Genomic DNA, 20,152 nt, shown 5'->3' with positions numbered 1-20,152 from the left:
GAGATGTAAAATGCTGAAAATTAACATTCTACTTATACTTACATTTCTTCTTTGTGAGACAAATGCTTTCGCAAAGTGTTCGACATCAGAGATTCAATCTAGCTTTTTTCAGAATTGCAAAATGGCTGGAATGCAATACTACGATTCATTTGGTGGCAAAACGAACAATGAAAAAATTGAATCTGTCTGCCGTTGCATAGTAGAAAAGCTTACAGTCGAAACAGCTAACGTGGTAAATAAAAAAACATGCGAATTTCCATTTTCCGAAGTGAAAAAGACCGTCAGATTTAAAGATGTGCGGTCAATGTGTGGAGAGTTTCAATAGTCTAAACGCATAAGCCACTTCAATATTTGGAATATGTCATGGCACACGAGGTGGTTCACCTGATCAACTGAAGTTGAAGAACAATATTGCAGTTTATGTTGGACGCACACCTTCCAAATTGCCTGAAACCGATTCGGTTTTAATCACCTTTCAGTATAATCTTGGGTGCAAGATCAAATACCAAAGGAGCTTAGTTAACGTGACAAGTTTCATTTTGATCAATGAACTATAAGTCAAAAGTCCTGTTAACTTCTCATACAGAAATCCGATGAATAGTTGATGAGCAATGATCTACACCTTGTTATTAAATATCAATTCTTTGCCTGGAATCGTGAAGATAATTCCATTGAAACCATGCAAGAACATCTAAAAGTAATAGAGCAAAAAAGTTCAGTATGGTGGGGCCGTGTAAACAGCATCGGGCCTGAAAAAGCCGAGACATTGAAAAGGCAACTTGCTGCCGGAATTAAAACATATGTTTTTCTTTACGCAACAGCAGTTCCCAAGTCTATTTGTGAAGATGGTAATCTTTGGCATTTCGCTACTTTAAAAGACATCTACATAGGCAACCCAAGGAATCGTGAACTTATTCCTTCATATTATCGTGACACCGAACTAGCTGTGGCCTTTCTATTAGAAGACATTAGACCGCTAACTTTCAAGGCAGGAGCAACTCCAAAGGTCCCTGGACAGTCAGCTTTGAGGTATGTGATTTTGAAAGGTTCGCCAGATCCAGCGAATTTATTTGTATTGGGATCTAACAAAAAGATTTGTGACTCTAAAGACAAAGAATCACAATCTAATGGTGCCGACTTCAAGTGCTCAGAATCCACAATTAAAACTAGTTTGGAAAAAGACGATATTTGTTCCAGTCAGCACAATAGCCAACTGATGGATCGTGTAATCTCGCTTCAAGAGACAGTAATTGACCTTCAGCAAGAGGTCATAAATTTGAAAGAGTATAAGGAGCAGTACCAAAAGATACTCAATGCCGACTATCTTTTTTCGTCAGAAAAGTTTCTCGAGATGTGGCTTGAAGAAAATATCCATAAAGTTGCTGATAATCTTCAAATTATTGATCGACAACCTAATGCAATTTGGAGTGATGGCAAGTTTGGTAGACTCGATTTGCTTGCAATGAACAAGGAGACCAAAGATCTTGTCATTATTGAAGTAAAGACAAGAAAACGAGATAAGAAATCTGGATACGATCAGTTTCTTCGTTATACGACTTGGGCTAGAAAAAACCTTTCAGATTTGGAAATTAAGTATTCATCTTTTGGATTGAGGCCAACTAAAAATCTATCATTTATGATCGTAACTGATTATGTGGATGAGGAGATGGCGGAGATTTGTCGAGAGCACGGAATTACTTTGTTGAAGGTCTTCGGCGGCTTGGGATTTGAAAAAGTCTCATAGAACTTCAGGACTCCAAGTTCAACTTAAAGGATCTGGATAATTAGATCATAAACTGAACTTGAGAGGTAATTCATGTCAAAAGTCGAAGCAAATCCTGTTTTCACTCAAGAAGTTGAAGTTTTAATTGAAAAACCAAGCGAGTGGTCAAAAGAACAGCTTGAGTCGCATTTCATTGAGCGATTTAAAGTGCTGTTTCCAATGTATGATGCTCCGAAATATCAGATCAGTGTCGTTGGAGTTTTGCAAAATAATACCCTTAGAGCGTCAGTGGGAGCCTTTTTGAAAAAGCAAGAAGGCTAACAAAGAACACTCCAAGCCTCGTCTATATAAGAATCAAATGATTTTTCTGGACAAAGCTCAAGGCGGTCATTCGAATAATGCAGTATTTCAGTTTTCAAATGTGGAAGTGATTTCGATCGAATATCGTTGAAACAATCTACCGTTTTGAAAGTAGCCAGACATTTTTGCCAATTCAATTTATCATCAACCAAAGATTGATCTTCTAGGTATCTTCGATAAACGACAATCAACAATAGTGTCTTTGAAACAGAGTACATATATTTGTCATAACGAACATAGGTGTTATCAGGAGCTCTTCCTTCGCCACTAAATGCTGAATTCATCACTTTTGCAGATTGAGCAAATACTTGTTCAATAAACTGAATTGGCTCATTGAAACAAATGTATTGGAGAATAATTTTTGCGGAATCATGCTTTTTGGAAAGCAAAGCAAATAGGAATAAATCGAAGTAGCTTCTTGCGAATGATTCCTCAATAATAATACCGACTAAATTTCCAGAGTCCTTCTGTTTTAAGGAATTTCGCAGACGATCAATTATAAAAAGCCATTTTTGTAAAGGATGGCCCCCTTGTGTACGAATAACCAGTTCACCCACTTGTTTTAAAAATTTAGTCACCTGACGAACCTGTCGTTCACGAGGAATTTCTTCAGCCGATTCGGGGAAGCAAATAGAAAGAATTTTTTCGATGCGCCCATGAAAGAAGTCTAAAAGTTCGCTTTGAGATTCAATACTGTCAGTAAGGCAGCTTCTGTAGGTGACAAGCAGATCTGAGCAAACCATTTGCAGTATAAGTGGATACTCAACCTGTGTATTTGCACCCCTATTTTTCATCAGGTCAGACCAGCTTTCATAGAAAAGTCGAATCTTTTGATTTGATTCGCCCCCTGTTTGAACAGATGCCTCCAACATTGAAGCAACACTTCTGAGAATATTGTTCTCAATCCAGTATAGCCACTTGCTATCCTGATTTTCAGATTCTCCCAGAGCTGATGTTAGGTCGTAATTAAAGACAAACCTTTCAGCCAAAGTCGTATCCCAAAGCGTTCTGAAACTACGTTCTACAGAAGAGCCTCCTCTATAATCAGAGATAGTCAAAAAATAGAACTCCAAAATATCTCGAAACGCACCGAGAACTCGCTCTACGATTTCATCATCTTGATCTTTCGTTGCACTTACTCCAATAAATCTTAGACTTTGTAAACATTCATGTAGAACGACCATTTCCCATCGAAGACGGCTCTTATTTTTTTTACTGGAATATGTGGGAAGAGTTTTGATTTGCTCTTTAGCTAGTAATGCCGACCACTTAATGAGTCCTCGAGGTCTTAGCTGCAGTATTGTTATTGAGAGAAGCGGTGGCAGAGCTAGAATGCTGAGAGCACCAAACAGCAATGAGGCCGCCATAATATTTGCGGAAAAGATCGTGTGATCGTTTACATTTTGTATCGTAAGAAGTGAGTATCCACTCGAAATTAAGGCAATAATTTGAATCCTTAAAATTGAATGAATAGTTCCATGTGATTGAAAACGGTGGACTGTTACTGAAGAATATTTTTCTGACGAAAGCTGCGTAACCAATAAAAGCCCAGAAACTGTGATTGCTAAAATTCCAGCAATCGACTGGAAAAGCGTACTAACAAGGTCTTTGTCTATTGTGGTAAGAAATGAACATGGAATTTGATGTCCGCTATAAATAAGAAAAAGGCCGAATAAGACCAAAACAGAATCGACTAGAACTCTAACTCCGAAATATCTCCATGACTCAGGCTCTGGAATCGCATCATCACCGTTGGAGCGATACACGAAGCTAAACTTTTTCTCTATCCAACCAGAGCAGAAAATTGATACGGCAATAAGAGCGAGTCCTGCCAACACCTTTATTGCAAGTGTGATTGTTTGGATTTCTTCGGGACTAATCGACATCTGGGAGATTCACCTTATCTCCCATTTCGTATGATTTGACGTTTGATTTGTCATAGACAAATTTAAGTACATCATCTCGTCTCATCTGATTTACTTTATTTGCCCACTTGGAAACTATTGTTCCAAACGTCGTATCTACTTCTGCCTTTACTTTCTTGAACTGCTTCTGGCCAGCTTCAGTAAGAGCATAAGTCTTTTCAAGATAGGGAGTATATTCTTGATTGATTTGCAAAAGACCTTTTGATCGAAGCGATTCCAAGTCTTTGTAAATCGCTGAATCGAAGGGGCCATAATCCCAACGATAAAAATTGTACGAAAAATTTCCAGTAAGACCTTTATGTTTTGCCTCTGACTGCGCAAGAAAAATTGCCTTCACGAGCTTAACTGCTCCTGAAAAACTACCCTTCTCAAGGCTTCCTAAAAGTAAGACCAAATTATTCTCGTTCATCTCTATATCTTTTCGACAGAATTCGACTTCTTCTTTACAATTTTTATCGTCCTTAGGCCAGCCGAATGCGTCTCGAATTGATCGTGTCAATTCCATATTTCTTCTCCCAAGCCAAATGATACCCCATTGGGGTCTAGATTTCCAATAAAAGAGGACCATTGGGGTATTGTGATGCAATCCGCCGCCGATAAGCGACTTATGAAATTGGAAGACCTTCAAAAAGTAGAAGTAGCGCAGTCTGGACCCCATTACTTGGTCCCAGAGGCGCTAATGAAGCAGTTAGTTTCCGAAGCTGGGGCTGGCAGTGGAGGCCCATCAGACAAAATAAATGGTCTCGATTGGGTATTTAATATTTTAGAAATACCCCAGCGGGGTAGCTTGTCTGTTTCATTTTTGCTTAAGCACCATCGAATAGCACACGACATGAAGGTTAGGCAGCTTGCAAGACTCGTGGACAGGGATCACAAACATATATTGAAGCTAGAAGCTGGTAAGATCCGAGAACCGGAAATTTCTGTCCTTCAAGATTTGGTAAAACAACTAGGGCCAAAATTTAAGCTCGGCCTTCAGTTGCTAGGATACGAGCTAGAATGATTATTAGCTGACTAAAATGCTCCAGTTCTCTTAAGAATTTTCATTACTGTAGCCGCCTTCCATTTTGCCTTGCGTGATTTGGTTGGAACCTTCATGGAGTTGAGGATTTCAGCAATTTTCCAGTAGCTATAACCTTGGCTTCGCAAAGCCTTCATTTTTTCGACCACCGCAAGCTCTCGTTTATTCTGTTCAATATGAGCTTTAATTCTCCTCTCACCAAACCCTACTTGTCCCTTATTAAGGCGCTGCTTGTTGTCAGAGGGTCTTAGCTTAATATCCCAAAGCAATAGGTGGCGCTTGACGGTCTCCTTGGCGGAAGAAATCTCCCTTGAAATTTGGCTTATTGAGTTCATTTCGAGCACATATTTTTGCCAGAGGAAGCCTTTTGACAATGACTGCGGTATGCAGTTAACTATTGAAAGTACTAAGGTTTCCGGTAGCGGAACAATAGTAGTTTTGGCTCTTAAGTGCTGAGCCAATTTTAAAAGATAGTTAAACCACCGCCAGGTGGTTTTTTAGTTTCAAGAGATCGTAAACAAAATCAATAACATATGTTAAGTTTTTCTGAGAATTAGTCACTTCATTTCATCATTCAAAATCATCGAAAATAACCCAATTTGCAGACTTTTGTAGTTACTGTACGTAGTTACCTGGGTGAGTAACTACAGAGTTACGACCTACGATGTTTACGACAATTCTTCGACAAGCACATCTAACCATTTATAGTATTTCACACTTGTAAAGGCGCTATCTCAAATACAATTAGCCACGTGGTCACCGCGATTCATTCAATTTAAAAACAACTTCCGTGCATTTTATAACTTCCTTAACCAAGGTATGGTTCAGAGTTCCGTCACTAATTGTAACACTCAGGCTCAGAACTTCTCTGATCTTATGAAGTAGCCAGTGTTTCAACTCCACTACCCCATTCTTAACGTCTGAGCATGGTGATATCATCCATGCAAGTTTCTTTGGGTTGTTTAGAATATTATTGAACCAATGGGTGTAAGTACAAATCCCGCCATACACGTGAGTTCATCATTTTTTCTCTGAAGCCTTGCGCACTTCATCTCACGGCATTTTTAAATCTAGTCTAAATGGAATAGTCCGAAGCTCCTTACCTTAAGTATTTTTTGTTGGGATTAAATGATAATGGGATTTTCTAATTAATTCGTCTGACCAAATTAGCTTTTGAACAAAGTAAGCAATTCTTCAAAAAAGCGACTTTCACGACCTTCTAACTCACTCATTTACTTCAACTTGACAGGATGGCAGGTTAGATTTATTCCACAAATTTGAAGCCCAAATTTTGCGATTTGATGAATTAGCCAATCCATTGGTTCTGTTGCAAATAAATTAGTTCCACCGAAAAGATTTGTCGATAGAAATATTTTCTTGCCATAAATTGTATAGGGCCCAGCATTTTGAATCGATGCCGAGTGGATACCAACAATGTTAATGGAACCATCTTGAAGAGTGCGATAATAGATTCCGCCTGAACCACCTCCACATTTCGAAAGATTGGACTGAGCTGAACCCACATTAAAATTTTCTAAAACTACTTGTGAGTTATTGAGTTCAAAAACTTTGAACTGCGACCGATTAAAAAATCCTTGATCACCACCGCACTTAGAAATCTCAGCAAGTCTACTTATGACTTCCATATTCTGTGGGGCGATTCCGCCCAGGCTTAACATCGGACTTTGAATATCTTGATCGGCTACCAGTAAGGCTATGTCGGCTGCTCCACCTTTAAACCAGCATTTGGCCAGATATTGATCTGTGAGTGTTACACCATCTGGTAAGCTTTGAATAAGCGTCCTACAATCGTCACCAGAAAAGAAGTCGTCGTCTGTAATGAGCGACATAGTGACAGCTTTGACGCGAATAATCTTATTGAAACCAGGTCCATAAACTTTCACTAGTCCGTTAGAAGCAATAAGTGGCGTACAATGTGCAGCAGTTAAAAATACACGAGGACCAATGAGAACTGCTGGTGAACACATTTCCTCGCTGTTCTCTATCCGCGCAACTGAAACGTGATCCTGTATACTCTTCGTTCTAATGAATCCTCCAACATTTGGAATAAGGCTTTGGGCGAACAAATTTGAACCGATTAATAAAAACAGAAAACAGTATACTAATGAAATTCTCATGTTGATGGGCCTCTTGATTTTTAAGTTTTTGAAACACTAACGAAGTATCGATGCATAAATTAAATCGACTGCACTAACTCGACGGCTGCTTTTAGTTGAGAATCAGAGTTTAAGCGATCCTTCATTCCATATTTTAATCTCAGCACGTGCGACTCAACGCCTTGCGGAAGGGAAACTTCAATGTCAGGCTTAATTCCTTTTCCCTGAAATGAATTACCTTGCGGTGATAAGAACTCCTTAACTGTATATTTAATGGCGTACTTGTTTGGTAAGTTTTCAACCGATTGAGCATTCCATTTACCAAATGTCGTTTCGCCGATAATTTTAACTTTTAAATTTTCTTTTAATGCAGCGGTAAATAATTCCGCACCACAAAAAGTATCTTTATTTGTTAGAATTGCAATTTGTACGTTTGGGTCTAAAAGACTTCTAGTTGATTTGAATTGTTCAACTTTGCCGTCTCGATTTTTGGTGCTTGCGACAACCAACCCTACTGGCAAAAATAGCTCAGTGACTTTAACAGCCTGATCAAATCCCCCGCCCGAGTTGTCTCGCAGATCAAGAATAAGCTTTTTATACTTGCCCGCATTGATCTCGTTAATTTTTTGTTCGACCAGTCTTGGCGTCTCTTCATTGAAAAATCGAATGCTTAATAGTGCCGTTGTACTATTAACCTTCTCAAGCTCAACAGGAGTCCAAGGAACGATTTCTCTTTTCACATTAAACGACATTATTTTATCTTCTCTTAGGACTTTAAGCACAACAGATTCACCAGCCTTGCCTCTCACCGCATAGACAAGATCACGAAATTTTTTATTCTTAAACTTTTTTCCGTCCACGCTAAGAATTTGATCATCTATTTTTAGTCCAGCCTTTTCTGAAACAGAGCCTGGGATAAGTCGCAGAATTTGGCCGTAGCCCGTCTCTTCGATAAATTTCATTTCAATGCCAATGCCTGTTACTTTCCCAGACATATCAATCTGCATTTCTTTCATATCCGAAGGGGAAAGAAGGGCATTCCAATCTTCTTCGCCTTGATTAAGTGAAGCGAGCATTCCAGCAACGGCTGCTCTATATAATTCGTCCTGTGTTAGCGACTTATCGACATACTTTTCCATAAGTTTTTGCATTGTTGCCTTAAAATTTGTCTCGGCGTCTGAAAACTTTTCAGCTGGTTTTTCTTTCCAGTCTTTTGAGTCTCGGTGGTTTGCTGCGAAGCCAGTTGAAGACAAGACCAAGGCAAAAATAATTAGTAATTTGTTCATATTAAATCCTCCTTCTTATAGAACACTTGAGTTGGCAGGAAGTTCAGTCCTAGTATCAAATAAAATTTCTTCGGTGCTTTGATTTTGCGTTTTAATCTCTTGCGAAGGCTGATGAAAAAAAATGAATGCAGCTACGACACTGGCGGCGACTGCGGCTCCAAATGAAATAGGAATGATGATTTTCTTCTTAGCTTGTACTTGCATTTGCAATTTTAGCCAAACCGACCGAGATGGGGCTTGAGGTATTGATTCGGCTGACTCAAGATTTCTTTTCAGATCTAGATAGTCCACAAGTACTTCTGAATCCGTCAGGAGTTCTCGCTCGACAAGAGTTCTATCTTTGTCTTCAATGGCCCCGAAATGAAATGACAAAAGAAGTGATTTGATTTTTTGGTTCATAAATGAAACTCCTTTTTTAGATGATTTACTAAACGGCTGAACCTGGATTTTACAGTTCCCACTGGAATCGAAAGAGCCAGAGCAATTTGTTGATAGTCCAAGCCCTGTTTTTTTAAGTTCCAAGTCTTCCAAAGATCTGAAGGTAAATTGTTTTCTATAAGAGACAAGTTTTTCAGAAGACTGTGATTAATAAATGAGTTTTCTAGGTCGGAATCGGAAGAAGCTTTTGCAATTGCCAAATCGTCAGAAGTTTCAAAAGACGCTTTTTTTACATGATTTAAACTTTTATGTTTTGCGACAGTAAAAAGCCAACTTTTTAAATTACCATCATTATGATTGTATTTTTCGTTTAAAAGCTGAATAAAAATATCGTGAAGGATCTCTTCAGCGATTTGTTGATTCAAAGTGAATCTATAAATGAATCGAAAAAGTGAACTCGAGTAGCGATCATAAAGAATGCGAAACGCAGATTCTTTCTTGCTATCAATTTTAAGCTGAATGTAAAGATCGTTGTCGCCGAGCATTTTTTTTATGTCCCCTTATGGATTAAACAATTCAGCCAGCAAAAGGTTCACGAAATCTTTTATTGGCTGAAAGTCGGTCTACTTTAAATATGCCTTCAATGCTAAATTCAAGGTGTTTGCCAAGCCACCATTTTGACTGGCGCCAGTCCCAGCTTCAAAGCTTCCAGAAATAACATCTTTAATTTCTTTAAAGCTCAAGTTATCTAAACTCATTAGAATCTTGTTGTTCTGAAGTTTTATCCAGAAATTCTTTTTGATTCCAACATATCCGACACTAGACTGAGTGGTTTCAAAAAGATCACCTTCAGCAGAGAAGCTGACTGGCAACTCGTCACCTTGTCTAAATTCAATAATAACGTCGCTCAGTTTTCCTTTGGTAATTTCAGACCAGACCGAAGCACCAAGCGCTGAGGCTCTAATGGTCTTAGCCTGCACTGACAATCCCATTAAGAAAAGTCCTGCTATGATTAAATTTGTTGGTTTCATTTTTTGCTCCTTTGGTGTAGAAGTGTCATTACCAAGGGAAATTGACGGTTTAATTACCGAGCGACTTTGTCGGTATCGGTTTACAAAACTTCTACTTCAATTTCAACTTTATGCAACTTTTAAGTTGGCTTAGTTGGTCTTATTTGCTTTTCGAGTTAAACGATTGAAGCTCTTTTAAAAACGATTCTGTGCCTTCGACGTCGACAATTTCCCACGCACGTTGATAATCACCGCCAATGAATGCGTAAATCTTGCTCGTAGCATCCAAGAGTACTTTGTTATTAAGCTGTTGATACGAAGCTTTTTGAATAGCCATTAGATGCAAATGAACTAAAACATTGAAATGTTCTTTGTATGGCGCACTTCCATACTTTTCTAAAAGAGGAGAAGAAGCATTTGGATTGTCTTTGGCGATAGCATCAATGAAGTTCTGAACAAGACTATGCAAAAGTTCATGATGAGTCATGCTTACAAAGGCATCCATGCTGAATGGTAAATCGAAACCATTCATTTTTCGAGGCGCTCCTAGATAGGCTCCAGGCGTTACAATGAAAACTGGATCTCCCATCGGAATCCAAGAACAAAGCGCTAGCGCCACAGAATATTCTTTTCGGCTAAATTTAATGCCAGCAACTTTTTCAGACTCGGGAACAATAGAAATGGCTGCTTTATCCCATTCGCTCTGAAATGTTCCAAGCTTTTCATTCAACTCTTTCTGATACTTCTCTTGGATCTCAGGATCAATCTTGAAAGGTGTTTGTTGGCATAACATATCAAATACTGGTGATGCTTGCATAAACAGTCGTGGAGTTACTTCTAATTTCTGTGATGCAGGAATTCGATTATCCTCTGCCATTGCACGAGAAGTAGCACATGCTATTAAATGAAAGTTTCCTATTAACCCTAAGACCACAACGACACACTTTTGAATTCGAAACATATTTTTCTCCAATAAAGTGCTTACATAAATATCTTAATTCGATATTATTGGATATTAAAATATGGATAATATCATTTATTGATATCTAAAGACAGGATGAATATCATGATAAGTAACGAACAACGTATAAAATTCACAATAAAGGGTCTTCTAAAAAAACAAGGAGCCAACTATGAAAAGCTCGCTGACGAGCTTGGCGTTTCGCTCCCAACAGTTCGGCGATTACTCACTTCAGATTCTCTTTCAGTCGAGCGCCTCAGCAAGATATGCGACTTTTTAAAGATCACGTTTCCAGAGCTCATTCAACTTTCTTTTCGTGAACAAAAGGAAACAGAACCTCTTTCAGAAGAACTTGAAGTGTTTTTTGTTAAACATCCTGATATGTATACGCTTTTACGTTATCTAGGAAGAGGGATCGAAATTTCCGATATTTCTAAACAATTCAATCTGTCTCCAAAGAAGGTCCAAGATTACCTGCGAAAGCTGGAGTCTCTTAAATTAATTCAAGTCCAAAAAAATAGTTTTGTACGTATCTTGGTAAGATGGCCAGCTCCTTGGAGAAAAAATGGGCCTCTTTTCAGAAAGTTTGGACGCAATCTCTACTGGCGAGCAGTTGACTACTTTTATGAAAAAACCATTCAGAATGATGGTGTAAACAACAAAGGGTTCTATTTTTTCCTGGATTCGGTATTACTCTACCAGACTACTTATGAAGAATATGTTCGCGATGTACAGCAGTTAAAAGAAAAATACCATCATCTATCCCAAATAGAACAAAAATCTTTTCCACCCAATCAACTTAAAGTTGTTAATGCGCTACTCGGAGTTGATCAAGTAGATCTACTTGCAAGAGTTATGGATGCTCCTAAATAGAAGTAGCCTCTCAAATGGATCTTAATTGTACCACTTCGATATTATTTACCTATGTGTAAATACGCTGATACCCCGAAGTTGAATACGTTCGATCTAGCAATGGCGGTAGCCAGATGTGCTTGGTTGTCAAATAAATATAGAAGTCCTGATTTAATCTGGCTTATAGGTTTTTTACGTTGCGGAACTGACTGATTCAGTTTTGATATTTCATGCATTTCAAAAAAAACAGAGAAAACGCCAATTGAAGAAATTCGACTCGGCCAGAAGTGACTAAAGGTGATGTTGATTATTTTACGGATTACCTAATAACCAAACGCCATAAATGGTTACCATGATGGCTCCAAAAAGATGAGCAATTGAAGTTTTTTGATCTCCATTTTTTCGAACTACTATAAAATCAGATGCTGCAACAATTCCTATGCATAAATTGATTAGGCCAAGTGTTAACCATTCTTTCTTATAAAATAAAATCAGTACAGTTAGCCCAATAAAAATATCACGAACTCCTGTGCTAATAACGTATGGTAGAGCTGACCCATCGACAGAAATTCCGAATTTTTTTGACATTGGTTCAGGCCGCAAGACAGCTAAAATGCCAATAATTAGAGTTCCAACTCCGACAAAAAGCGCAAAATAATAAGTGCCTTCTTTTAAATCCAAATCTGATTTCCTATAGAATGTTTAGGGTCACTTTTCTTAAAGTAAACTGCACAGGGTCGCTGTTGTCTATAAAAAGAATGCGAGTCAAAAAATTTGCCGCCTCTCTCAATTTCTTGAGAAGACTTGCAAGAGTTTGGGACTTCATCGTTTAAATCCAGAAAGCATCTTTGGCGGTTTGATCAGCTGAAAACAAAAAGACTTCTTTGATTTTACCATTTTCAAATTTCATGACATCGACACCATCCATAGAACGACTTAAAATTCTCAGAATGGTCGCAGCATGCCAACATCCCTTTCCGTTCTTTGTTTTTATTCGCAGTTGACTCAAAATCCACCTCTTGAAATCGAAAAGAAATCAAAACTAGTCGTCACCATCTTTTTCCCCTGCTTCATGCTTCTCGTCCATTCCTTGTTTTTGAGTTCCCTTATCTCCATCACTCTCACTAAGCTGTAGTGTCGTTCCAAAAAATTGGAGGGATCGTGTTTGGCTGTTGTAATTTTTGAAAAGAAAAAGGGCAAACGCAACGACAAGGCCAATTAACAAAATGCCGAATGCTGATTTCGACGAAGATATCGTTTGATCGCCAGATACATTCGCTTTCTTACCATCAAACATGCTTAGGCCAATCATCTCTTGGTGGCGAATGGTGTGCAGCACAATTCCAGCAACATGTAGAACCACGATAATAATGAATCCGTTCGCAAATAATTCATGAATATCTTCGAAGGTTTCCTTATTTGGTCCAGAAGTCATGAGATAGCCAGTTACTGCGAGACAAAGTGCCAAGACCATCATAGTGATGCCAGCCCAGCTGGATGCCGGATTGTGTCCGGCCCATCGTTTTTTCTCACCCGTAAGAATACCCTTGAAATAGTTGACGAGATCCATCGGGTTCAGCGCAAAGCCAGTGAATCGGGCATGCTTTGTACCAAAAATACCCCATAGAATTCTAAGAAGTACTAAAAACCCCAAGGTTAATCCTGCAAGTGAATGAAAATTAAACCAGGGAGAATCATCATCGACGGTTTTAGAAATTATAAAACTGGTTAAAAAAAGTCCAGCAAAGAGCCAATGAAAAAATCGAGTCGGCAGGTCATATACAAGTTGCGGTCTCATAAAAACTCCAATTTGAAACGGATATTATATTCTTCTCAGCATTACTATCAATTTTGGGACCAATTCAGTCTATTGACCATATGGCCTAAATCAAGCAAAATTCAGCAATTAGAATCCTCTAGGCTTTCTGGTCAATTTACGAAAGTATAATCCATCATGATATTTTTGTTGAGAGTGGACATTGACCCATGATGTCTTTGTAAATGCTCTCCGCAGTGTTGATCTGGAGCTTTACGACTAGTCATCCCTTTATCGCTTGCTTGATTTTTCAAGTTTGAGCAAGACGAAAACTTCTTGAAAAATAAGGTTTATTGGGACTCACAATGTTCACAAATCTGAACTTGACTAATTAGTCTACATGTATCTATATCAGGGCAAAACTATAAAGAGCCTTTCCTCAAAAGGTCATCTACTTCGTTGGACCGTCAAAAAATTCGTTCCAACTTACATAAAGTAAGCCTCCACGAATTTTTTGACGGAATCACGCCTTGTATCTGACCTTTTGGGGAAAGGCTCATAAATTCATTTAATTTAAAAACGAAGGATGGTAATCATGAAAAAATCTATTTTTAGTCATCTGCTTTTACTTTTGACTGTAATGATAACAAGTGGGATTTCTTTCGCCAATGAACTAGATAACCCAGCCTTGGTTATGAATGTTCAATCGGTTGACGAGGGAACTACCGTTCTTCGCGTCGATACTCGTGACAATTCTGTTGCCATGGTTTACGTAAAAAAAATTATGGGAAATAAAGAAGAAGCAAAATCTCTGATATTAAGTGAGGCTTCTCATTTTGTAAATTTGCCTACAAACAAAATTTTAAATGAACTAGATACCCAAGGCGGGATTTCAAGCTGGTATTTTTACTGGGGTTCTTCTTATTATTATCCCAACTATCCTACCTACTATAACTATTTTCCAACTTATTGCTATTATGGAAACTACTATACTCCCTATTATAATTACGGGCAAGGCTACTACAACTACTACTATTACGGATACCCCGGTTTATATTGGCGATAAGCCAAGGCCTTGGAGGGCTTAAAAGTGCGGATACTTAATTTAATCATGGGACTGTTTCTGGCCGTCCCTGTTTTCTCTCTCGAAAAATCCCCTTTCCTTAATATTAAGGACATCATTCAACAATTGGGTTTTGAATCATTTTACTCTGTTCCGCCGATTCGTCAGCTTTCTGTGGCGGTTCTTGATCAAGGTTTCTATGACTATGAAAAAGAAATTGGTCGTACTCTGCCAGCAGGGACTCAATACCATAAAGGCTTAGTTTCGAGTCCTCCTGATTCAAAAAATGAACACGGAAAAGTGATGGCCCAAATTTTAACAGCTTTGATGTCGAATAATGGTGCCTACGAAAAAATGTTGCCTGAACTTCATTTGTATAATGTTTACGGCTACACTAATTTTAAGAATGCAATTTCTGATATTATTGCAAGGAAAATAGATATCGTTTTGTATTCAGAAGTTTGGGAGTACGGAAGCAATTGGGATGGCAAAGGTTTTTTTAATGAAGAAGTTTCTCGCGCTACAAATGAAGGGGTTATCTGGATCAATGCGGCAGGAAACTTTGCCAATAGAACTTATAATTCCTCTATAGAATCTGATGAGGAATCTTGGGTTAGGCTCCCTGATGAGAATAAGTCATTAGCAATTAAGTGTGATATTAAAGCTAAAGATGGCAAGTGTTCACTTCGAGTCGGACTGAGCTGGAGTGATTTTAGCGATGATGTCAGCACCGGAACAGAAAAAGATTTGGATCTTGTATTAACAGATGATTTGTTAAATATAGTTCAAACAGCCGGTTTAAAGCAGTCTATAGATCCCGCTGAAGAGCGACCAGGTTATTCTAAGTATCCTAGGGAAATTCTGACTGCCGAAGTTAAGAAAGGTCTTTATTATATAAGAGTAAAAGACCGCAGTCATAATTTTAAAAAATCTGATAGGCTTCGGATCACTGTTGATGGAGATCATGTAACGGTAAAATCCCATTCAGAAGAAGAGACCCTTCTAAACCCGGCTGATAATATGAGCGTTATAACTGTAGGAGCTTCTGATTCGGATAGGTCTTCTTCATCAGTGATATTGAAAAAACCAGAAATCATAGCTCCTTCATCCATACGAATTTCTAGTTCAGAAGAATATCGCGGTAGCTCGAACGCTGCGGCTGTGGTTGCGGCTGGAGTTTCAATTTTAAAATCTTTGAACCCATTGATGACAAAAGAAGATCTGCTTAAACGTGTCTCTAAAAACGATAGGGGGACGGAATTAGGAAATAAATCTATGACCGTGGGTTCAGGACGTGGACTCCCAGTTCAAATGCTTGGATTTGGTTTTACGGGGCCTGGCTGTTTTTATCAATTTCCATTACAGCCAAATGCAAGCTTATCTCCGAATATTCAAGAGCTCCTTGAAAAGGGGGGTGTCTTGGTTCAAACGGCAATGGGTGTAAGAGTGATGGTTGATTTTGACCCCCTCTTATTGGATCGAAACTTAAGTCGTCAATGGAGCAATGATATGGTTGTTAGTTCAGTTAATGGTTATCGGGTTTATCCAAGATTCGCTGCTATCCCCATGAATGTCGTTGAAGTCTTTCAAACTCCAATAAACTCTGGTCTTTGCTCTCCCGCAGGAGGGACAGCCGTGTCGGCAGAGGTTTTACCATCTTTATCCAAATCCTTGCCCAAGCCGGCCCAATTTTCAATGCCGGTTCTTAGATCGTTTTAGGCCTATGAAAATAATAAGCTCGACGTATATGAAAACCATAAAAATATTTGTCCTCATCGTTTTTATTAAAACTTCGGTATTTGCTTTTGATTTAAATAAATTCAAATCAGATGCAGCGGCTTTGGCCTTGGAAAATGAATTAAATGTTCATATTCCCTTATCTTTGATAAGTGATCAAATAGTCCCCCAACAAGATCGAGAGGTGCACAAGATTATTTTTACCCACCCTTATTCTGGTACCTGTCGTATTTTAATTAGCGGCCCTAAGGGTTTTTGGCAATCTACGCAAAAATACCCAGTTCTTTTTGTGATATCTGGATTCCAAACTGGAAGTCAAAGCTTAGCCTTGATAGGAAATCCAAAAAATATTGTTCTTGTTGGATATAACTACCCGGCAACCGCTGAGGAAATGTTGGCAGCGCCAGAAAAACTTACCCAATCTGTATTTCAAACCATTGGACAAAGTGTTGGGGTTTGGAAATGGCTAAATTCACAAACTTGGGTTGAAGTTAATAAAATATATAATTTAGGGGTTAGTCTTGGAAGTCTTTTTTTACCAATAAGTTTGCGAGTTGCTGAATCGCAAAAATTTGTTCCCACCAAAACTATTTTTGCCTTTGGTGGTGCCGAAGTGAACTCTGTATTTGAGAAAGAGTTTGGGGACCGTATTCCCGTGTTATTAAAAGAGCCTTTTCATCAAGCCATTGAGTTTTCAACCGAACTCATCGCACCGAAAATTCATCTTCCTTACTTGAAGGGAGAATTTATGGTTGTTCGAGGCCTTCAGGATACCGTGTTTCCTCCAGAATCAGGTAAAGCCTTAGAAAGATTATTGCCCGAGCCAAAAAGGATCGTTCATTTGGAGGCAAAGCATATCAATGTAGATACTCTGGACATTATCGCTTCCATGTTAACTGCTGTTCAAGAGTTTATTCAAAAACCTTGATATTAGATTATTTGATTTTAGATGATTTGATAGATATGAATTTATATTAAAATTCTGAATTCTAAAAAAGTAATATCTCTTGCAGATCCTTCGAGCAAAGTTTTTTGTTGTTGAAAGATAATGCCAGAGCTCCAGTTGCGCCATCTTGTCGATAGCCCCAGTGAAGGCGTGTCTTTTTCAAGATCAAGATATATCTGAATCCAAGATAGGGAAAGTGAAAAGGCCAGACTCAGGTTTTGCAATAGTTCTTTATCTGAGTTCGTTCTATAGTTAATTGCTGTTTCAAAATTTTTAGAGAATAAGGAGGGTGCGATGGACAATCCAAAATCAGCATAAGTTTTCATCGGTAAGGAATCAATTTTTTGATCGACGAAACCAATTTGGGAGAATTTAAGGCTCAACAAAGGATTCCATTCACTATTTTCACCACTTAAATCCCAAGAAAATCCCGGTTCGATCATGATGGCTTTTTGTTTTTTTACTTGAAAGTAATCATCTAAATTATTAAGAGCATCAAACAAATAAAAATGTTCAGAAATAATCTGTCGTTCTAATAAACTTACTTTTATTCCTAAAAGTGGATTCTTATTTAAAGATGAGCTTTTAAAGCTGGTGCCGTAGAGAAAAAATAAACTTTGCTGATAAATTCCTTCCATAAAAATATCTGGATAAGCCGAATTGATAACTTCAGAATAGGAATGTAATCGTAGAGGTTCTATTCCAATGACAAAGGGATTTTCCTTCCACCATAATTGAATGCTGCTATCAAGACCCACACTCCCTCGATGCGAAAAAAGTTCTTCAATGAGAGCTCGTTTATCAGATTCATTAAAAAGGTCTCGATTTTTATAAAAATATTTATAGGTATCTCCGAGCAGTAATTGGGCCGATAAAAGACCTTCACGTTCTTCAGGTACACCTTCAGAGTCCAGCCCCAGGAAAGCAGGGTTGCAAGGGGGATCGATGCGAATGTTTCTAATGGCGTTACAGGCAGCCCCTAAAGAACGATGGGATAGAAAATTATCCTGTTGCTGCCAGTTAGTTTGTACGGCTCCAATTGACGCCGCGACGGATGAAAGTTGCCAACATAAATGTAAAAAGAACAGTGCCCAGGCTAAAAGTTGCATTCAAAACCTTCGACTTTGGGGAGATTTTCTAAAAGCTCAGATAATGACTGCGTCTGAGGATCTATATTTTGCATCCACAAAAGAAACTGATCAGTTTTTTCAGAAAAAGTTTTACTTTGTTCTAGGGTCTTTTCACTAGATCTGGGCAGACCGACAGCGAAATCAGTAAATACATCTTGGATATATTTTTCTAAATACGTCATTTTTTCTTTCAAATTTAATAGGGTACTTCTACAAATCATTTTTTCTTTTACGGGTAAAAAATTTCCCTTTTCCCAAAGGTATTTGAAAAAATAAATTTTAAGGGCAGCTCGATAAAGGATCATGCCGTTGGTTACTATTTCGTCATGGTTTTCCATCTCATCGAGTCTACTTGTTTTGTTACTTGGCTTCATTGACAGTGATGAAAGAATAGATATCGCACTTTCTAAATCTTGTGCTTGGGTATCAGATAACTTAGGAAGTTTTTCTAGCTTGTCTTTCCAGGCATGAATTTGTAAGACAAGGCTATTAAATCGCTTAAGATATTCACCAAGGTCTTTCATTTCATTATCAGTACTATGAGAAAAAAGTTCTAGATAAGATTTTTCTAAATAGACATCCGTCTCAGAAGGTTTTGAGTTAATAACTTCTTCTAAGTTAAGATAATCTTCTATACGAATTCCAGCTCTATGAATATAAACCGATGCAAGAATAACTTTAGCCCGGGAATGACCTGGGTGGAGCATTAGGAAATCAATAAGTATGGATTCGGCTTCAGCGTACTTTTCGTTATGAATTTTTACCTTTGCTTGCTCTATGGCTGAAGGACCTTTAGATTTTAAATTGTCTTTTGAAGAACAGGATCCAGTAGGAAAAATAAAAGCAACATAAATCATTAATAAGAAAATAACTTTTACAAAGTTTCGCATCACCGCCATTTTAAACTAAAAAAAATATCATTCCATATGATTCATGGTGAATTGAAAAAATATCAAACCTGACTGGTTTTAGCTCTATATATTTTACTTGGTTTAATGGCCCCTGGTTAATACGTTTGACGTTCCAACTTCAAGGCAGCATGCTTATTTAAGAGCTCAGGGAATTATCTGAAAATTCCTAGATTGAGATAATTTTCTCAATGCAAAATCTCAATTTTGGAATGTGTTAATAATTTCGTCAAAATATGAGACAAATGTAATACTTAGCTAAAGCTTTGGCAAGTTCCACCGATCTATAACATTACTATGAAAAGTTTACGGTTATTTGTTTTTTTACTGTTTCAATTTTCATTGATGACCAGTTTTGCTAACAACCCTGGCGTGTCCTACCAAGGGCGCATCTTTAAACCTGATGGAAATCCACTTGAAGGATCATCAGTTCAGTTTCGGTTACAAGTTCGCTCTCCTGGTTCAGAAAACTGTTTGCTGTATGAGGAAGTTCAAACTTTAAATATGGCTGGCTCTTCTGGCGTTTTTGCACTCACTCTAAATGATGGCACTGGTACAAGATTAGATACGGCAACTTACCAAGTAGACCGCATTTTTGCTAATCGTGAAACGATGACCTTGGATACCACTCGCTGTGCCGCAGGCACCACTTACACACCTAACTCAGCCGATGGACGTAAACTGGTAGTGTATTTTAAAGATGAAACTATGGCTGCCTATGAGGCGATGCCACTTATGAATTTAAATTATGTACCGCAAGCTATGTACGCGCTTGAAGCACAAAAAGTAGATAAATTTGAAGTGAGTCATATTCTGCGCGCGGTGGATGGCAGTGGCAATCCGGCGACAGCTCCGGCGCTGAATCCAACTCAATTAACAAATCTAAATACTCTGCTTGCGACTCCGGCTGCGAATTATGTGCAGACAACCAGTAATGGCAGTGCTGCGCTTCCGATTGTTGCGGGAAATCCTTCCAGCG

At 38.3% G+C, this 20,152-nt stretch carries 23 protein-coding genes; 9 read left to right on the top strand and 14 right to left on the bottom strand.

Going from position 1 to position 20,152, the window contains the following annotated elements:
- The first annotated feature begins 10 nt into the window (after nt 1-10).
- The 3 genes from J0M15_01990 (at nt 11) to J0M15_01980 (ending at nt 2,044) form a co-directional block, all read left to right on the top strand.
- Nucleotides 11-325 (top strand): hypothetical protein, encoded by a 315-nt coding sequence (locus J0M15_01990; protein MBN8535798.1) that lies wholly within the window; start codon nt 11-13, stop codon nt 323-325.
- Between the two features lie 279 nt (nt 326-604).
- Complete coding sequence (locus J0M15_01985; protein ID MBN8535797.1) at nt 605-1,744, top strand: hypothetical protein; 1,140 nt, start codon at nt 605-607, stop codon at nt 1,742-1,744.
- A gap of 72 nt (nt 1,745-1,816) precedes the next feature.
- Nucleotides 1,817-2,044, top strand: a complete 228-nt coding sequence (locus tag J0M15_01980) for a hypothetical protein (GenBank protein MBN8535796.1) — start codon at nt 1,817-1,819, stop codon at nt 2,042-2,044.
- Here J0M15_01980 and J0M15_01975 read toward each other — a convergent pair.
- Both J0M15_01975 and J0M15_01970 read right to left on the bottom strand, forming a co-directional pair.
- Entirely contained in the window at nt 2,041-3,969 is a 1,929-nt protein-coding gene (locus J0M15_01975) for a hypothetical protein (protein ID MBN8535795.1), read from the bottom strand. The genes J0M15_01980 and J0M15_01975 overlap by 4 nt on opposite strands.
- Nucleotides 3,959-4,513, bottom strand: a complete 555-nt coding sequence (locus J0M15_01970; GenBank protein ID MBN8535794.1) for a DUF4065 domain-containing protein — start codon at nt 4,511-4,513, stop codon at nt 3,959-3,961. The genes J0M15_01975 and J0M15_01970 overlap by 11 nt, the downstream gene beginning before the upstream one ends.
- A gap of 75 nt (nt 4,514-4,588) precedes the next feature.
- Here J0M15_01970 and J0M15_01965 point away from each other — a divergent pair, with 75 nt between their 5' ends.
- Nucleotides 4,589-5,011, top strand: coding sequence for a helix-turn-helix domain-containing protein (locus tag J0M15_01965; GenBank protein ID MBN8535793.1), 423 nt, complete (start codon nt 4,589-4,591; stop codon nt 5,009-5,011).
- A gap of 11 nt (nt 5,012-5,022) precedes the next feature.
- Here the strand turns inward: J0M15_01965 and J0M15_01960 are convergent, their stop codons facing one another.
- From J0M15_01960 to J0M15_01930, 7 genes are all read right to left on the bottom strand, one after another.
- The gene (locus tag J0M15_01960; protein ID MBN8535792.1) at nt 5,023-5,364 is read right to left on the bottom strand and encodes a recombinase family protein; all 342 of its coding nucleotides are present in this window, start codon (nt 5,362-5,364) and stop codon (nt 5,023-5,025) included.
- An 897-nt stretch (nt 5,365-6,261) separates the two neighbouring features.
- Nucleotides 6,262-7,167 carry a hypothetical protein gene (locus tag J0M15_01955; protein MBN8535791.1) on the bottom strand — a complete coding sequence of 302 codons (906 nt, stop codon included), beginning with the start codon at nt 7,165-7,167 and terminating at the stop codon, nt 6,262-6,264.
- A 59-nt stretch (nt 7,168-7,226) separates the two neighbouring features.
- Nucleotides 7,227-8,432 carry a S41 family peptidase gene (locus J0M15_01950; protein MBN8535790.1) on the bottom strand — a complete coding sequence of 402 codons (1,206 nt, stop codon included), beginning with the start codon at nt 8,430-8,432 and terminating at the stop codon, nt 7,227-7,229.
- A 15-nt stretch (nt 8,433-8,447) separates the two neighbouring features.
- Nucleotides 8,448-8,831, bottom strand: a complete 384-nt coding sequence (locus tag J0M15_01945) for a hypothetical protein (GenBank protein ID MBN8535789.1) — start codon at nt 8,829-8,831, stop codon at nt 8,448-8,450.
- Complete coding sequence (locus J0M15_01940; GenBank protein MBN8535788.1) at nt 8,828-9,355, bottom strand: sigma-70 family RNA polymerase sigma factor; 528 nt, start codon at nt 9,353-9,355, stop codon at nt 8,828-8,830. Before J0M15_01940 ends, J0M15_01945 begins: the two co-directional genes overlap by 4 nt.
- Before the next feature lie 78 nt (nt 9,356-9,433).
- Entirely contained in the window at nt 9,434-9,841 is a 408-nt protein-coding gene (locus tag J0M15_01935) for a hypothetical protein (GenBank protein ID MBN8535787.1), read from the bottom strand.
- Nucleotides 9,842-9,980: 139 nt separating this feature from the next.
- The gene (locus J0M15_01930) at nt 9,981-10,781 is read right to left on the bottom strand and encodes a hypothetical protein (protein ID MBN8535786.1); all 801 of its coding nucleotides are present in this window, start codon (nt 10,779-10,781) and stop codon (nt 9,981-9,983) included.
- Between the two features lie 105 nt (nt 10,782-10,886).
- On the opposite strand from J0M15_01930, the gene J0M15_01925 reads away from it, so the two are divergent.
- The gene (locus J0M15_01925; GenBank protein MBN8535785.1) at nt 10,887-11,654 is read left to right on the top strand and encodes a helix-turn-helix transcriptional regulator; all 768 of its coding nucleotides are present in this window, start codon (nt 10,887-10,889) and stop codon (nt 11,652-11,654) included.
- Nucleotides 11,655-11,945: 291 nt separating this feature from the next.
- On the opposite strand, the gene J0M15_01920 is transcribed toward J0M15_01925, so the two are convergent.
- The 3 genes from J0M15_01920 to J0M15_01910 form a co-directional block, all read right to left on the bottom strand.
- The gene (locus J0M15_01920; protein MBN8535784.1) at nt 11,946-12,314 is read right to left on the bottom strand and encodes a DUF4267 domain-containing protein; all 369 of its coding nucleotides are present in this window, start codon (nt 12,312-12,314) and stop codon (nt 11,946-11,948) included.
- Nucleotides 12,315-12,462: 148 nt separating this feature from the next.
- Nucleotides 12,463-12,642, bottom strand: coding sequence for a hypothetical protein (locus J0M15_01915; GenBank protein ID MBN8535783.1), 180 nt, complete (start codon nt 12,640-12,642; stop codon nt 12,463-12,465).
- Between the two features lie 33 nt (nt 12,643-12,675).
- Nucleotides 12,676-13,431 carry a cytochrome b/b6 domain-containing protein gene (locus J0M15_01910; GenBank protein MBN8535782.1) on the bottom strand — a complete coding sequence of 252 codons (756 nt, stop codon included), beginning with the start codon at nt 13,429-13,431 and terminating at the stop codon, nt 12,676-12,678.
- A gap of 553 nt (nt 13,432-13,984) precedes the next feature.
- Here J0M15_01910 and J0M15_01905 point away from each other — a divergent pair.
- The 3 genes from J0M15_01905 to J0M15_01895 are packed head-to-tail and all read left to right on the top strand — an operon-like array spanning nt 13,985 to nt 17,117.
- Nucleotides 13,985-14,455: a hypothetical protein gene (locus tag J0M15_01905; protein MBN8535781.1), complete on the top strand. Its 471-nt coding sequence runs from the start codon at nt 13,985-13,987 to the stop codon at nt 14,453-14,455.
- Between the two features lie 24 nt (nt 14,456-14,479).
- On the top strand, nt 14,480-16,171 hold the full coding sequence (locus J0M15_01900; GenBank protein ID MBN8535780.1) for a S8 family serine peptidase: 1,692 nt from the start codon (nt 14,480-14,482) through the stop codon (nt 16,169-16,171).
- A gap of 28 nt (nt 16,172-16,199) precedes the next feature.
- Nucleotides 16,200-17,117, top strand: coding sequence for an alpha/beta hydrolase (locus J0M15_01895; GenBank protein MBN8535779.1), 918 nt, complete (start codon nt 16,200-16,202; stop codon nt 17,115-17,117).
- A gap of 41 nt (nt 17,118-17,158) precedes the next feature.
- On the opposite strand, the gene J0M15_01890 is transcribed toward J0M15_01895, so the two are convergent.
- Together J0M15_01890 and J0M15_01885 are read right to left on the bottom strand one after the other, a co-directional pair.
- Entirely contained in the window at nt 17,159-18,244 is a 1,086-nt protein-coding gene (locus tag J0M15_01890; GenBank protein MBN8535778.1) for a hypothetical protein, read from the bottom strand.
- Nucleotides 18,232-19,155 (bottom strand): hypothetical protein, encoded by a 924-nt coding sequence (locus J0M15_01885; GenBank protein MBN8535777.1) that lies wholly within the window; start codon nt 19,153-19,155, stop codon nt 18,232-18,234. The genes J0M15_01890 and J0M15_01885 overlap by 13 nt, the downstream gene beginning before the upstream one ends.
- Before the next feature lie 315 nt (nt 19,156-19,470).
- Between J0M15_01885 and J0M15_01880 the strand changes: the two genes are divergently transcribed.
- Nucleotides 19,471-20,152, top strand: a 682-nt coding sequence (locus tag J0M15_01880) for a hypothetical protein (protein ID MBN8535776.1), incomplete at its 3' end; no start/stop codon positions are given.

The organism is Deltaproteobacteria bacterium, assembly GCA_017302835.1.
Taxonomy (GTDB): Bacteria; Bdellovibrionota; Bdellovibrionia; order Bdellovibrionales; family Bdellovibrionaceae; genus UBA2316.
Note: the sequence above shows the minus strand (reverse complement) of the source record. Positions and strands in the feature narration are given on the sequence as shown.

Bases quoted from the DNA above. Each gene is read 5' to 3' on its own strand.
- J0M15_01990 (MBN8535798.1), top strand. From the start codon at position 11: ATGCTGAAAATTAACATTCTACTTATACTTACATTTCTTCTTTGTGAG.
- J0M15_01985 (MBN8535797.1), top strand. From the start codon at position 605: ATGAGCAATGATCTACACCTTGTTATTAAATATCAATTCTTTGCCTGG.
- J0M15_01980 (MBN8535796.1), top strand. From the start codon at position 1,817: ATGTCAAAAGTCGAAGCAAATCCTGTTTTCACTCAAGAAGTTGAAGTT.
- J0M15_01975 (MBN8535795.1), bottom strand. From the start codon at position 3,969: ATGTCGATTAGTCCCGAAGAAATCCAAACAATCACACTTGCAATAAAG.
- J0M15_01970 (MBN8535794.1), bottom strand. From the start codon at position 4,513: ATGGAATTGACACGATCAATTCGAGACGCATTCGGCTGGCCTAAGGAC.
- J0M15_01965 (MBN8535793.1), top strand. From the start codon at position 4,589: ATGCAATCCGCCGCCGATAAGCGACTTATGAAATTGGAAGACCTTCAA.
- J0M15_01960 (MBN8535792.1), bottom strand. From the start codon at position 5,364: ATGAACTCAATAAGCCAAATTTCAAGGGAGATTTCTTCCGCCAAGGAG.
- J0M15_01955 (MBN8535791.1), bottom strand. From the start codon at position 7,167: ATGAGAATTTCATTAGTATACTGTTTTCTGTTTTTATTAATCGGTTCA.
- J0M15_01950 (MBN8535790.1), bottom strand. From the start codon at position 8,432: ATGAACAAATTACTAATTATTTTTGCCTTGGTCTTGTCTTCAACTGGC.
- J0M15_01945 (MBN8535789.1), bottom strand. From the start codon at position 8,831: ATGAACCAAAAAATCAAATCACTTCTTTTGTCATTTCATTTCGGGGCC.
- J0M15_01940 (MBN8535788.1), bottom strand. From the start codon at position 9,355: ATGCTCGGCGACAACGATCTTTACATTCAGCTTAAAATTGATAGCAAG.
- J0M15_01935 (MBN8535787.1), bottom strand. From the start codon at position 9,841: ATGAAACCAACAAATTTAATCATAGCAGGACTTTTCTTAATGGGATTG.
- J0M15_01930 (MBN8535786.1), bottom strand. From the start codon at position 10,781: ATGTTTCGAATTCAAAAGTGTGTCGTTGTGGTCTTAGGGTTAATAGGA.
- J0M15_01925 (MBN8535785.1), top strand. From the start codon at position 10,887: ATGATAAGTAACGAACAACGTATAAAATTCACAATAAAGGGTCTTCTA.
- J0M15_01910 (MBN8535782.1), bottom strand. From the start codon at position 13,431: ATGAGACCGCAACTTGTATATGACCTGCCGACTCGATTTTTTCATTGG.
- J0M15_01905 (MBN8535781.1), top strand. From the start codon at position 13,985: ATGAAAAAATCTATTTTTAGTCATCTGCTTTTACTTTTGACTGTAATG.
- J0M15_01895 (MBN8535779.1), top strand. From the start codon at position 16,200: ATGAAAACCATAAAAATATTTGTCCTCATCGTTTTTATTAAAACTTCG.
- J0M15_01890 (MBN8535778.1), bottom strand. From the start codon at position 18,244: ATGCAACTTTTAGCCTGGGCACTGTTCTTTTTACATTTATGTTGGCAA.
- J0M15_01885 (MBN8535777.1), bottom strand. From the start codon at position 19,155: ATGCGAAACTTTGTAAAAGTTATTTTCTTATTAATGATTTATGTTGCT.